General features: G+C 39.8%; 14 protein-coding genes. 6 read left to right on the top strand and 8 right to left on the bottom strand.

Annotated features, from left to right (window positions below):
• Positions 1-79: 79 nt before the first annotated feature.
• Together PVK62_RS04255 and PVK62_RS04260 are read left to right on the top strand one after the other, a co-directional pair.
• Entirely contained in the window at positions 80-1,195 is a 1,116-nt protein-coding gene (locus PVK62_RS04255) for an efflux RND transporter periplasmic adaptor subunit (protein WP_274442990.1), read from the top strand.
• 2 nt (positions 1,196-1,197) lie between these two features.
• Positions 1,198-4,245 (top strand): efflux RND transporter permease subunit, encoded by a 3,048-nt coding sequence (locus PVK62_RS04260; RefSeq protein ID WP_274442991.1) that lies wholly within the window; start codon positions 1,198-1,200, stop codon positions 4,243-4,245.
• A 103-nt stretch (positions 4,246-4,348) separates the two neighbouring features.
• Here the strand turns inward: PVK62_RS04260 and focA are convergent, their stop codons facing one another.
• The 3 genes from focA to PVK62_RS04275 all read right to left on the bottom strand — a co-directional run bounded on the left by focA (position 4,349) and on the right by PVK62_RS04275 (position 6,128).
• Positions 4,349-5,197 (bottom strand): formate transporter FocA, encoded by an 849-nt coding sequence (focA, locus tag PVK62_RS04265; protein WP_151653897.1) that lies wholly within the window; start codon positions 5,195-5,197, stop codon positions 4,349-4,351.
• A gap of 169 nt (positions 5,198-5,366) precedes the next feature.
• On the bottom strand, positions 5,367-5,552 hold the full coding sequence (locus PVK62_RS04270) for a hypothetical protein (protein WP_274442992.1): 186 nt from the start codon (positions 5,550-5,552) through the stop codon (positions 5,367-5,369).
• 9 nt (positions 5,553-5,561) lie between these two features.
• Positions 5,562-6,128 carry a DNA-3-methyladenine glycosylase I gene (locus PVK62_RS04275; RefSeq protein ID WP_274442993.1) on the bottom strand — a complete coding sequence of 189 codons (567 nt, stop codon included), beginning with the start codon at positions 6,126-6,128 and terminating at the stop codon, positions 5,562-5,564.
• 120 nt (positions 6,129-6,248) lie between these two features.
• Between PVK62_RS04275 and PVK62_RS04280 the strand changes: the two genes are divergently transcribed.
• The 4 genes from PVK62_RS04280 to PVK62_RS04295 all read left to right on the top strand — a co-directional run bounded on the left by PVK62_RS04280 (position 6,249) and on the right by PVK62_RS04295 (position 8,757).
• The gene (locus tag PVK62_RS04280) at positions 6,249-6,689 is read left to right on the top strand and encodes a hypothetical protein (protein ID WP_274442994.1); all 441 of its coding nucleotides are present in this window, start codon (positions 6,249-6,251) and stop codon (positions 6,687-6,689) included.
• Positions 6,686-7,243: an SCO family protein gene (locus PVK62_RS04285; RefSeq protein WP_274442995.1), complete on the top strand. Its 558-nt coding sequence runs from the start codon at positions 6,686-6,688 to the stop codon at positions 7,241-7,243. Before PVK62_RS04280 ends, PVK62_RS04285 begins: the two co-directional genes overlap by 4 nt.
• Positions 7,244-7,291: 48 nt before the next feature.
• Positions 7,292-7,738 carry a copper chaperone PCu(A)C gene (locus tag PVK62_RS04290; RefSeq protein WP_274442996.1) on the top strand — a complete coding sequence of 149 codons (447 nt, stop codon included), beginning with the start codon at positions 7,292-7,294 and terminating at the stop codon, positions 7,736-7,738.
• A gap of 122 nt (positions 7,739-7,860) precedes the next feature.
• Positions 7,861-8,757 (top strand): DMT family transporter, encoded by an 897-nt coding sequence (locus tag PVK62_RS04295; protein ID WP_274442997.1) that lies wholly within the window; start codon positions 7,861-7,863, stop codon positions 8,755-8,757.
• 96 nt (positions 8,758-8,853) lie between these two features.
• On the opposite strand, the gene PVK62_RS04300 is transcribed toward PVK62_RS04295, so the two are convergent.
• The 5 genes from PVK62_RS04300 to vctD all read right to left on the bottom strand — a co-directional run bounded on the left by PVK62_RS04300 (position 8,854) and on the right by vctD (position 12,667).
• Entirely contained in the window at positions 8,854-9,111 is a 258-nt protein-coding gene (locus PVK62_RS04300; RefSeq protein WP_274442998.1) for a YdcH family protein, read from the bottom strand.
• A 101-nt stretch (positions 9,112-9,212) separates the two neighbouring features.
• Positions 9,213-10,007 carry a siderophore-interacting protein gene (locus PVK62_RS04305; protein ID WP_274442999.1) on the bottom strand — a complete coding sequence of 265 codons (795 nt, stop codon included), beginning with the start codon at positions 10,005-10,007 and terminating at the stop codon, positions 9,213-9,215.
• An 11-nt stretch (positions 10,008-10,018) separates the two neighbouring features.
• Positions 10,019-10,780 carry an iron chelate ABC transporter ATP-binding protein VctC gene (vctC, locus tag PVK62_RS04310; RefSeq protein ID WP_274443000.1) on the bottom strand — a complete coding sequence of 254 codons (762 nt, stop codon included), beginning with the start codon at positions 10,778-10,780 and terminating at the stop codon, positions 10,019-10,021.
• 8 nt (positions 10,781-10,788) lie between these two features.
• Entirely contained in the window at positions 10,789-11,739 is a 951-nt protein-coding gene (locus tag PVK62_RS04315) for an iron chelate uptake ABC transporter family permease subunit (RefSeq protein WP_274443001.1), read from the bottom strand.
• A complete protein-coding gene (gene vctD, locus PVK62_RS04320; protein ID WP_274443002.1) occupies positions 11,732-12,667 on the bottom strand; it encodes an iron chelate uptake ABC transporter permease subunit VctD in 936 nt (311 codons plus the stop codon). Before vctD ends, PVK62_RS04315 begins: the two co-directional genes overlap by 8 nt.
• Between the last annotated feature and the right edge of the window lie 32 nt (positions 12,668-12,699).

Genomic DNA, 12,699 nt, shown 5'->3' on the forward strand with positions numbered 1-12,699 from the left:
AGTTAACTTTGTAATTAAAAAATGATTTTCTCGACTATTTTATCTTCAACCAACCACTCTTTTCATGAGGAATGAGTCAATGAGCTCACGTATTTCGACTGTTATGTTAATGAAGAAAACCGTATTGGCTGTAAGCCTTGCGATTGGCACACTCATGATTTCTGGGTGTGATTCAAACGATACACAATTAGAAGCAACAAAAGTCGACACTATTCGCCCCGCACTTATTGAAGTAGTTCGCCCAAGTATTAATGCGCAATTACGTTTTAACGGTGTTGTACGATCTGCCGAGCGTGCTGATTTGGCTTTTAGAATGAATGGACGTGTTATTAACGTGCTTGTAGAAGAAGGCCAACAGGTAACAAAAGGACAATTACTGGCGCAATTAGATCCTCGTGATGTAAAAACAGCACTAGAGTCAGCCCGCGTTGAATATAAAAATAGCCAAGCAGAATACAACCGTGGCAAAGCGATTTATGAAAAAAGCCAAGCCATTGCTAAAAGTGATTTAGACACACTAAGCACTCGCTATAACCTAGCTAAAAATCGACTAGAAGAGGCAAAACGTCAATTAGAGTACACCCGATTAACCGCCCCTTTTGATGGCATTGTTGGCCGTAAGATGATCGACAATCATATGCAAATACAAGCTAATAGCCCAGTATTCACCATTCATGATCTTGATAACTTAGAAGTGCTTATCAATATTCCAGACAGTGTCATGTTAGGTGAATTAAAAGGCTCAGAAGCGATAGCTCAAATTAGCGCAGTACCTAATGAGCGCTTCCCTCTTGTGTTAAGTACTTATGGCACCCAAGCGGATCCAATAACTCAAACCTACCCAGTAGTACTAACGTTTAAAGAATTAAGCGGCTTTAATGTATTACCTGGCATGACAGTAAAAGTAACGCCTGTGTATCCAAAAGATTCAGCAGACGAAAACACACTTATTACCGTGCCTTTAACCGCTATCGTTCCTGATAATAAAGGCGGACAATTTGTATGGGTGGTTGATGCTCAAAACCAAGTACAGCAACGCGCGGTTAATAGCGGTGAATTATTGGCAAACCGAGTGGTTATTACTCAAGGTTTGCAAATGAGTGAGCGCGTTATCATTGCCGGTGTCACCAGCATTAAAACCGACATGATAGTAAAACCCTATTCTGAACAATCAGCACTGAGTCACGGGGAATAGAAATGGACATTGCACGTTATACCATTACTAAGCGTACCTCAGTGTGGGTGCTCATCACTCTGATCTTATTTGGTGGTTACTTAAGCTATTTAAAGCTAGGTCGTTTTGAAGATCCTGAATTTGTCATTCGCCAAGCAGTCATCAACACCCCTTATTCTGGCGCAACCGCTCAAGAAGTCTCTGATGAAGTAACCGACATTATTGAAGGTGCCGTTCAATCACTTCAAGAAGTAAAAGAAGTGAAATCCGTCTCTAAACAAGGCATGTCTGAAGTTACGGTTGAAATCAAACTTGAATTTGCTCAAGGCCAAGCCGCTTTGCAACAAGTGTGGGATAAACTGCGCCGTAAAATTGGGGATGCACAACGCCTATTACCACCGGGGGCAAGCGCATCGATTGTTAATGATGACTTTTCTGATGTGTACTCGCTATTTTTTGCCGTAACAGGCGAAGGCTTTAGTGACAAACAACTGCAAGATTATGTGGATGATTTGCGTCGCGAACTTGTGCTTGTCCCTGGTGTTGCAAAAACAGCAACACTAGGCGAACGCCAAGAAACTATTTTCGTTGAAATGTCGAGCGAGCGCATGGCGCAATTTGGCGTGTCTGCAGAAAAAGTGTATCAGGTGCTACAAAAGCAAAACATCGTAACGGTTGCCGGAAGTATTGAAACGGATGCCATGCGTATTCCTGTGATCCCAAATTCAGGAATTAACTCAATTGATGACTTAAATAACCTGCAAGTAAGCCTTGGGAATAATCATACCGTCCTTCGTTTAGGTGATATTGCAACGGTTACTCGTGGCTACCAAGAACCGACGTCTATGCTGGTTCGTTACAATGGTGAGCGCGCCGTCGGTTTTGGTATTTCAAACGTATCAGGCGGTAACGTGGTTGATATGGGTGATGCCGTAAAAGCGCGTATTGCAGAGCTAGAAGGTCAACGTCCATTAGGGATAGAGCTTAACGTTATCTCTATGCAATCGGATTCGGTTCGAGCATCAGTAACTAACTTTATTGATAACCTCATTGCCGCTGTTGTGATTGTATTTATCGTATTACTGCTGTTTATGGGGCTACGCTCAGGCATCATCATTGGCTTTGTTTTATTACTGACGGTTGCAGGTACGTTATGCATCATGTTAATCCAAGACATCGCAATGCAAAGGATCTCTCTGGGTGCCTTGATCATCGCATTGGGTATGCTAGTAGACAATGCGATTGTGGTCACTGACGGTATTTTAGTGCGTTTACAAACCACACCAAATGACAGCCGTGAGAAGATTGTTTCAGATATCGTTAATGCGACTAAGTGGCCCCTTCTAGGCGGCACGGTTGTAGGTATTTGTGCCTTCAGTGCTATCGGTCTTTCTCCATCAGACATGGGCGAATACGCAGGGTCTCTATTTTGGGTGATTTTATACTCAATGCTATTAAGTTGGGTATTTGCGATTACCATCACACCAATGCTATGCCACGATTTTCTAACCGTAAAACCAATCGATAACCAAGCGCCACCAAGCCGTATTAGTCAACAATACCGTCAATTGTTAACGTGGGTATTAGCGCATCGCGGTATTAGCGTAGGTCTTTTACTGGTTGTTTTATTTACTTCTATTTATGGTGTTCGTTATATTCCACCGGGCTTTATGCCAGAGTCTCAACGTGCTCAGTTTGTGGTTGATGTTTATTTACCACAAGGTTCAGACATTAAACGCACAGAGCAAACTATTGCGGCCATAGAGCAAGATGTAAAACAAAAACAAGGCATCACCAATATCACTAGTTTTGTCGGCGGTGGCGGCTTACGCTTCATGTTGACTTACTCACCAGAAGCGCGTAACCCAAGTTATGGTCAGCTACTGATTGATATTGATGACTATAAAAACATTGCTCCGTTGTTGGTTGAACTTCAAACCGAGTTGGATACAAAATACACCAATGCATCGATTAAAGTATGGAAATTCATGCTAGGTCGCGGCGGCGGTAAGAAAATTGAAGCCGGATTTAAAGGCCCAGATAGCCATGTACTGCGCCAATTAGCAGAGCAAGCAAAAGCAATTATGCTTAATGACCCACAATTGATTGCTGTGCAAGACGATTGGCGTCAACAAGTGCCAGTGTTGCGCCCTCAGTTTTCAGAAGAAAAAGCACAACAATTTGGATTAACCACACAAGAGATAAATAAAGCCATCGCTCAAACATTATCTGGACGAAACGTTGGCGTTTATCGTGAAGGTAATGACTTAATTCCAATTGTGGCTCGCTCACCAGAAACAGAGCGTAATCATCAACGTGCGATAGAAAATACAGAGGTCTTTAGCCCGACAACTGGCAGCTTTATCTCAGTAAGCCAGCTGATTGAATCATCAAACTTAGTTTGGGAAGATGCCATTCTACGCCGTATTGATAGAATGCCGACAATTTTAGTACAAGCGGACCCAGCTCCGGGCGTACTGACAGCAGATGCCTTTAAACAAGTAAGAGACAAAATTGAAGCTATCGAACTGCCATCAGGGTATGAGTTAATTTGGTACGGGGAATATAAAGCCTCTAAAGACGCCAATGAAGGATTAGTTACCTCTGCACCTTATGGTTTTGCAGCGATGATCTTAGCGGTTATTTTCATGTTCAACGCGCTACGTCAACCGTTGGTTATTTGGTTAACAGCACCACTTGCGATCATTGGTGTATCAATAGGATTAGTCATATTCCAAACACCGTTTGAGTTTATGGCAATACTTGGGTTCTTAAGTCTTATTGGTATGATGGTAAAAAATGCTATCGTACTTGTTGACCAAGCGGATGTCGAAGTAGCAAATGGTAAGCCCCCTTATAATGCAATTATTGATGCCTCATTAAGTCGTGCAAGACCAGTATTACTCGGAGCACTAACAACCATACTTGGTGTTGCTCCCCTACTTATCGACCCATTCTTTAAAAGCATGGCAGTGACTATTATGTTTGGTTTGTTGTTCGCAACCATACTGACATTAGTGGTTATCCCACTCTTTTATGCGATGTTCTTTAGGATCAAGATAAGTAACTAGTTAAAACTACTGAGTAACAGGCACAAAAAAGGAGCGTTCAATACGCTCCTTTTCTTTATCTAATATCTATCTAAAATTTACATAAGCAATTTAACGCATCAAATTAATGATTGTTTGGCTCACGTAGATAGATGATCCAGTAACCCATACCAACAAAAATACCACCACCAATGATGTTACCAATCGTCACCGGGATAAGGTTATTAATAACAAAATTACTTAATGTTAAGTCAGCAAAATCTAACGCAGAATAACCACTTGCCGCCCAGAACTCAGGAGATGCAAATGTTTTAATACCGACAGCCATTGGAATTTGGAACATGTTTGCAATACAGTGCTCAAAGCCCGCAGAAACAAACATAGCAACCGGAAGGATCATCACTAAGATCTTATCTGTTAATGTACGGCCAGAGAATGTCATCCACACACCAACACACACTAAAACATTACACATAAGACCTAGCGCAATCGCCTGCCAAAAGCCGTGATGAAGTTTATGCTGAGCAATCTTCATGGTATTAATACCAACCGCGCCACCATCATTCATGTATTGCTTTGCAACTAGCATGATACCAACCAGTAGCATAGCACCAATAAAGTTACCAACATAAACAACAGCCCAGTTAGCACACAGGTTTTTCCAGCTAATTTTACCACTTGCACGGGCAACCAATGTTAATACTGAACTCGTAAATAGTTCACCACCAGTAACGACAACCAAAATAAGACCAAGACTAAAGGCAAGGCCCCCAATAAAATGAGACATACCCCAAGGCATTGACTCAGCACCCGTCGTTACTGTGGTATAAAAAATAAAAGCAATACCGATGTGAATACCAGCAGTGATCGCTAATAAAAATGATTTGAATGGGTCTTTAGTTGCTTTTGCTACGCCAACTTCAGCAGCGCGTTCAGCCATTTGTGGCGGTAATAAAGAGTCGAACTGGTTCATAATAGAAACATTTTGATACAAGTGAATAGGAATGTCGGATAATCCTCCTATTTTGTAGCGAGTACAAGCAATTTTCTGGTCTGAAAGCATTAAAATTGAGAAAATTTACAACTATTTCCAAAAAATACAAAATGTGACATGGTTCACGCTCATTAAGTAAATATAAGATTTAAATTTTGATGTCTATCTTATCTTTATGACGACGATCTTGTTTAAACCGTCTCTCATATAGAACAGACTTAGAAGGGTAATTTCGACGTTCCTTTTTATTACGTAACTCTTCTTGATACGTTCCGTCAACATCCACGGTTTCGATAATGTTTTCTTCTACATCAGGCAATGATTTCTTATTCATTACTTTTCCTTACTGTTGTTTATTATAACAAGGGCAACTAACCAAATGATCATTAACAACCCCAGTTGCTTGCAAAAAGGCATAGCAAATAGTTGAACCAACAAACTTAAAACCACGTTTCTTTAAATCTTTACTTAGCTTATCTGATAGCTCCGTTGTTGCAGGCACCTCAGACATACTTTGCCAATGATTGTTGATCGGTGTTTTATTGACATAACCCCATAGATAATGAGAAAAACTGCCGAACTCTTTTTGTATGCCAATAAAAGCATGAGCGTTAGTAATTGTAGAGTTAATTTTAAGTCGGTTGCGTATAATTCGTGCATCCAACATTAAGGCTTCTACTTTGTCTTGATCGTATTGACTGATTTTTTCAATATCAAATTGATCAAATAGAAGACGATACCCTTCTCGCTTTTTTAAAATAGTCGACCAGCTTAATCCAGCTTGCGCACCTTCTAAAGTTAAATACTCAAATAATTCATCATCAGAATAAACTGGTACACCCCATTCATTGTCATGATAATCCCTATCTAAATCAGAAACCTCTGCCCAATCACAACGTTTTTTACTCATAATTACAACCTCTTGGCTCAGACAAGTTAACTAAGCTCACACTACCGCAACTAGTATTCTATTCCATATAATCATTATGCTACCATTTGCGCACTTTTTCCTGAATGGCTGGCTGTCTGTATGAAAATACTTTCTATTGTATTCAACATATTATTTGTTGCTGCCTTATTGCTTATCGGCTTCTTTTTCTCTGACATGACGAATATTGTCAAAAACCAAATGAAGTCAAGCATTGCGATTGAAGATACTTGCCAACTGTCCAGCCAGACTTGCACACAACATGGGGTTGATATTCGTCTCCAAAAAGACATTCTTACGCCTTTAGAACCTAGCTCTATTACTGTTAAATGGCCAAATACACACTCAGAAAAGCTCCTTATTTCTCTCCAAGCGGTTGATATGGAAATGGGGGATCCTATTTTTCAACTCACCAAAACCAACGACAATACGTTTGAAGGCGAGATCCTATTACCTATTTGTACTCAAGATACCATGATGTGGACAGGAACCCTGACTGATGGAAATTTAGACGTCACTATTTCATTAAAGGCTCAGCAATGAAAAAATTCTTACTCATTATCGCGATCGTATTTTCAGGGTTTACATTAAAACAGCTCTACTTAGCAAACGTCACTGACGATGTGTCTCTTTATGGTGAAAGCAATAATGCCATTACTCTGTTTGATCTGAACGATCCACGTATTCGCATTGTCTATTTTGGCTTTACTCATTGTCCTGATGTTTGCCCGACCTCATTAGCCATGCTCTCAGGCGCATTCAACCAACTAGACGACACCACATTATCTCAATTTCGTCCTGTTTTTATCACGCTTGATCCACAAAGAGACTCACCAGAGCACGCTGCTGAATACGCACATTACTTTCATAAAAAGATAGAAGGCAGCTCTGGTTCATTGCAAACGGTCAATATGTTAGCTGAGCGTTACGACGTCACCTTCCATAAAACCGAACTCAAAAACTCTGCATTAGAGTATACGATTGATCACTCCTCTTATTTTTACTTTTTAAAACCAGATGGAACATTAATCACCAAAGTGCCTCATAGCGTAACACCTGATCCAATAGTGAGAGCGATGCTATCTCTTTCACAATAAAAATAACTCGTGTCCCTAAGGGACCATTACTTCTTAAAGGAATATCCGATGAAAAAAACCACCTTTGCTCTAAGTGCCCTTTTACTTAGCGCTAGCGCTTTTGCTCAAAGCAATTTAATCATTGAAAATCCATACGCACGTGCAACGCCACCCAATGCGGTAAATAGCGCGATTTTCATGATCATAAAAAATGGCGGCGATAACGATCAAACACTGGTATCTGCCACTACCTCAGCCGCAAATAAAGTTGAGCTTCATACCGTAATAAAAACAGATGGTATGATGAAAATGCGTCAAGTCGAATCAATGACCATTAAAAAAAATGCAGACACCGAGCTAAAACCGGGTGGATTACACATTATGCTTTTTGAATTAACAGGCCCACTAAAAGAAGAAGAGTTTATTGATGTCACCCTAAATTTTGCCAATGGTGATAAAGAGCAATTTAAAGCGCCGGTGAAAAAAGTAATGGCAGGAATGAAACACAAAATGTAGCCGTGATCTGGTTTAGTAGCATAATGTCTTTCCACTAAATCAAAGTGTCCGATTAGAGATATATATAATTAATTGTAGCTGTCAAACTGCATCTCCTTAACCCCTAACGAGATGCAGATCACATGTATTATCTATTACCGCTATTCACCGTACTTATTTGGGGCGGCAATTCAATTATCAATAAGATGGCGGCTTCCGCTATCGAGCCAAGTGCGATGAGTTTTTATCGTTGGGCATTTGCGATGCTTTTATTGACTCCATTTTGTTTGCCTTCGGTCATTAGAACACGCCATATTATTCGACCTTATTTAGCTAAACTCGCATTATTAGCCTTGCTTGGCATGGTGATAAATCAATCATTAGGTTACTACGCAGGGTTAACCACCACCGCTTCGAATATGTCGTTAATTATTTCTTTAGTGCCCCTAATCAGTGTTTTTCTTAGTGTTCCATTGCTAGGAAAACGCATCTCAGCAGTAAGCATTGTTGGCGCTGTGATTTCGTTAGTAGGCTTAACATTCATGTTAGGCCATGGTGATATGACCTTCTTTATGCATCAACCAATAACCCAAGGTGATGGCTTAATCGTAATCGCGGCAATCACTTATGCTGCCTATTGTGTATTACTGAAGCGTTGGAAAATGCCAATCACTAACTGGCAAATGATTTACATGCAAGGTATCTTTGCCGTTGCCATGCTAACACCACTATGGCTAACCAGTGACAATTTATTACCAACAAAAGATTCTATCCCTCTAATTATGTATGCCTCTATTGCTGCCTCTATTGCTGCACCTTGGATGTGGGTAAAAGCGATTGATGTGATTGGTGCTGAATCTAGCGCCATGTTCATGAATTTAATGCCTGTCGTCGCAGTTTCTCTTGCGGCCGTTTTATTAGGTGAGAAGATTGAGATCTATCATTTGATGGGAGGAGTAATGGTCATCTCTGGTGTTATATTGGCTCAAGTGAAAACAAAAAAAGCCAAGCAAGAAGCAAGTTTACTTATCAAAGCGTAATTATCGTGATAGTAAAATGATATAAGAAAGCCGACGGTTTATACGTCGGCTTTTTTGTGGCTATTCGTTCGTTGTTACTGAATAATTAAATGATGATTAGTTACTCACCATCTCATGGTGCTTAATCAACTGCTTATACAGGATGTCTTTTAATGCCATACGCTGATGCTTAAGTGTATTCATATTCTCATCATCAATTGGGCTACCAGAAATCTCTAACTGTCGAATGTCATAATCCAATTTATGATATTTTTGAAGTTCAGCTTTGAATGCAGGATCATCATGATTTAGATGAACAATGTCTAATTTAAGCTCTGGAAAATCTAAGATAAAAGCATGGTTTTCATTTAGCATTGGCACTTCCTTTTCTATCAGATTATCTTCAGTATAAGAGCAATCTATCAAAAGAAATGTGCCGTATCACACAAAATTAATCACGGATTTTCTGCAAGAAATTAGCCCTCAGCGAGTTGATCTTCATGCTTCGCTACTTTATGTCCATCTTCAGTACAACCCTCTTTCCAATAACTACTGATATAAAGATCGTCTTTATCTATTTCTTTTTCGTTACGGAAATACGTACGAAGCGCTCTCATTTGATTAAACTCACACGCACTCCAAGCCGAAACTCGACCCGCTTTCCACTCTTGCGCTCGAACTGTCTCTGTTAAATCTTGATCATCCGATTTAAGTACCCACACTAACTCAATGCCTTGTGGTTTAACTAAAGCCTGTTTATCTGATTGATGGTTAATTTCAATAACGGCATACCCTACCGCTGTCGTAGGGAGTACTTCAAGTTTCGCAGACAAAGCAGGTAACGCTGTCATATCTGCCACTAGAAAGAACCAATCCGCATTATGATTAAGCCCTTTAATACTTCCTGGACCTGCAATTGAGATCGTATCACCACTAACGGCATTTTGAGCCCAAGCCGAAGCAAAGCCGCCGGTTTCAGCACTCATCACTGTATTCGCATGGTGATGGCGAACAAAATCCACATCCAGTTCATTCTGCTCTTTTCTCAAATTACGCACAGTATAAGTGCGCATCATTGGACGAGCCCCTTCTGCTATTTCAGAAAGATCGGTTCCGCCATTTTCATTAAACAGAAGCTTAATGTAGCCTCCTTCTGTTTCCATCGTAAAATCAGACAAGTCATCCGCTTTAAACGTAATACGCTGCATATTAGAAGTAAATTGCACACTCTTTAAAACAGTCAATACTCGTGGTGAGGGTTTATTACTCATAACTTAATCCTTTATTGTCCGTAATACATACAAATACGTTGGCCATTAACTTCATGGATATCAAATTCAGTTTCGTATATTTCTGATAATACGTCTTTTCTGATCACTTCAGCAACGGTGCCATTGGCTACCACCTTGCCTTTTTTAAGCGCCACAATATTGTCTGAATAACATGATGCGAAGTTAATATCGTGAATAACAATAACAACCGCTTTACCTAGTTCATGAGCCAGCGTTTTAATGTTTTTCATGATCTGTAATGAATGTTTAATATCTAAGTTATTTAACGGCTCATCTAAAAAGACATAGTCCGTATCTTGTGCAACCACCATGGCAATGAATGCCAATTGACGCTGGCCGCCACTTAATTGGTCTAAATATTTATTCTGAATAGGCTCAAGATCTAAATAGCGAATTGCCTTATCCATCACTTCATTATCGTGCTTTGTTAGCTTACCTTGGCTATAAGGAAAACGACCAAAAGCAACAAGCTCACGCACCGTAAAGCGCATGTTTAAATTATTTGATTGTCGAAGTACTGCTAATTTTTTTGCTAACGCTTTTGTGTCCCAATCCACCACTTCTTGGTTTTCAATGAGCACACTGCCACTGTCTTTGGTTAATAAACGGCTTGCCATAGACAACACGGTACTTTTACCTGCACCATTAGGCCCAATGATCGACGTCACTTCACCTTTAATAAAAGAAGCAGAAGCTTGATCAACCACTTTTTGCTGACCAAATGATTTTGATAGTTGAGATAATGAAATCATACGTTTCTCTATTGAATTTTTTGTCTAACTAACAGCGATAAGAAGTACAAACCACCGATAAAATTAATCACTACGCTTAATGTCGTTTCAAACTTAAAGATATTCTCAATTGCCCATTGCCCTGAAAGCAGCATCGACATCGCCATTAAGCTGCTTCCCAGTAGCAAAGTTCGGTGACGATAGGTATGGAAAAACTCTTTTGCTAAATTCGCCACTAATAAACCAAAGAACATCACAGGGCCAACTAACGCAGTAGATACTGAAATTAAGATAGCCACTAAAATAAGCACCTGCTTGGTTATTTTACCCACATCAACGCCTAGACTGGTCGCGTTATCGTTATCAAGCCAGAATACATCAAGCACGTTCGACATCCGAAATAGCACAGCACTAATTAGCAATAATGGGACAACACAAAAATAAACTAAGTCTTTGTTAATATTATTAAAACTAGCAAACATACTTGATTGGATCGAAGCAAAGTCGTTTGGGTCAATCAGCATCATAAAAGATGAAGATACGTTTGAAAAAAGCTGACCAAAGATCACACCAAGCAATAATAAAGTAATCACATTACTGTTGTTCTTTTTAAAATAAAAACCAAATAACAACAGAGAAAACCCGACCATTATCACCACTGACATAGCAAAGTTTACAAAAGGGTTTAATAAGAAAACACTAAAGCTGCCAAAAATAACCACAACCAATACTTGAGTAAGCAAATACAAGGCATCAAACCCCATAATACTTGGCGTTAAAATACGGTTATGTGTAATGGTTTGAAATACCAAAGATGACTGTGCAATCGCAATACTGGCTAAGATCATCGCTAAGACTTTAGGCACACGACGCGATAGAAAGTATTCATAATTGGAGGCATCAAGCCCAATACCAATAAACAAAAAGGTGAATAAAACGGTTATGAAAGCCAATGCCGTTAGTTTAATTGAATCAGACATTCTGCTTACCTTTAACGATAAAGAAAATAAACACCATTCCACCAAGAATACTAATGATCATAGAGATTGGGATTTCATAAGGGAAAATAATCACACGTCCTACAACGTCACACACAAGAATTAATATCGCGCCAACAATCGCCGTTAGAGGGATGTTTCTGCGTAAGTTATCACCATAAAACTGAGCAACTAAGTTTGGTACGATTAAACCAAGAAAAGGCAATTGACCAACAATCATCACTACCGTTGCTGACATAACAGAGACTAAAATAATGCCTAAAAATAGAATTTTCTTGTACTTCAACCCAATATTGGTCGCAAAATCTTTCCCCATGCCAACCGCAGATAAGCGAGTCGCGTACCAATAGCTGATCACAGAAATTGGCACCGCAATATATAGCAACTCATAGTTACCTTGCAGAATATTGGCGAAATTCGCGACCGTCCATGCCGAAAGGTTCTGTACTGCATCATATTTATAAGCCACGAACGTTGCTGCAGAAGAGACAACGTTACCAAAAATAATACCAATTAATGGCACATAGATAGCATTTTTAAATTGAATACGATGAATGAATTGAATAAAAAGAAGTGTGCCGCCAATCGCCATTGCAAAAATTAGCAATAAGTTATCGCCATGCCCAAAGATCACTAAGCTCAAGACATAACCCAACATTGCACACTCGATGGTGCCAGAAGTTGATGGGGCTGCAAATCGGTTTTGGCTGATCTGTTGCATGATTAAGCCTGCAATACTCAGGCCAGCACCAGATAATAAAATAGCCAATAAACGTGGGAGACGACTGACAACAAGGAGTTCTAGAGCTTCTGTATCTCCTCGAAAAATAGCGGACAAAGATAAGTCAGCCACACCGATAAATACCGAAGCAAAGCTCAACACAATAAGAACAAGCAATAACTTTTTCAAAGCTAACCTCAGCCTGCACAAAGCGTGCTATC

The organism is Aliivibrio sp. S3MY1, assembly GCF_028765575.1.
In the GTDB taxonomy this organism is placed as follows: domain Bacteria; phylum Pseudomonadota; class Gammaproteobacteria; order Enterobacterales; family Vibrionaceae; genus Aliivibrio.

What these genes read in the sequence shown, in the direction of transcription:
- focA (WP_151653897.1), bottom strand. Translation starts at nt 5,197, where the DNA reads ATGAACCAGTTCGACTCTTTATTACCGCCACAAATGGCTGAACGCGCT.
- PVK62_RS04255 (WP_274442990.1), top strand. Translation starts at nt 80, where the DNA reads ATGAGCTCACGTATTTCGACTGTTATGTTAATGAAGAAAACCGTATTG.
- PVK62_RS04315 (WP_274443001.1), bottom strand. Translation starts at nt 11,739, where the DNA reads ATGTCTGATTCAATTAAACTAACGGCATTGGCTTTCATAACCGTTTTA.
- vctC (WP_274443000.1), bottom strand. Translation starts at nt 10,780, where the DNA reads ATGATTTCATTATCTCAACTATCAAAATCATTTGGTCAGCAAAAAGTG.
- PVK62_RS04270 (WP_274442992.1), bottom strand. Translation starts at nt 5,552, where the DNA reads ATGAATAAGAAATCATTGCCTGATGTAGAAGAAAACATTATCGAAACC.
- PVK62_RS04275 (WP_274442993.1), bottom strand. Translation starts at nt 6,128, where the DNA reads ATGAGTAAAAAACGTTGTGATTGGGCAGAGGTTTCTGATTTAGATAGG.
- PVK62_RS04305 (WP_274442999.1), bottom strand. Translation starts at nt 10,007, where the DNA reads ATGAGTAATAAACCCTCACCACGAGTATTGACTGTTTTAAAGAGTGTG.
- PVK62_RS04300 (WP_274442998.1), bottom strand. Translation starts at nt 9,111, where the DNA reads ATGCTAAATGAAAACCATGCTTTTATCTTAGATTTTCCAGAGCTTAAA.
- PVK62_RS04280 (WP_274442994.1), top strand. Translation starts at nt 6,249, where the DNA reads ATGAAAATACTTTCTATTGTATTCAACATATTATTTGTTGCTGCCTTA.
- PVK62_RS04260 (WP_274442991.1), top strand. Translation starts at nt 1,198, where the DNA reads ATGGACATTGCACGTTATACCATTACTAAGCGTACCTCAGTGTGGGTG.
- PVK62_RS04290 (WP_274442996.1), top strand. Translation starts at nt 7,292, where the DNA reads ATGAAAAAAACCACCTTTGCTCTAAGTGCCCTTTTACTTAGCGCTAGC.
- PVK62_RS04295 (WP_274442997.1), top strand. Translation starts at nt 7,861, where the DNA reads ATGTATTATCTATTACCGCTATTCACCGTACTTATTTGGGGCGGCAAT.
- PVK62_RS04285 (WP_274442995.1), top strand. Translation starts at nt 6,686, where the DNA reads ATGAAAAAATTCTTACTCATTATCGCGATCGTATTTTCAGGGTTTACA.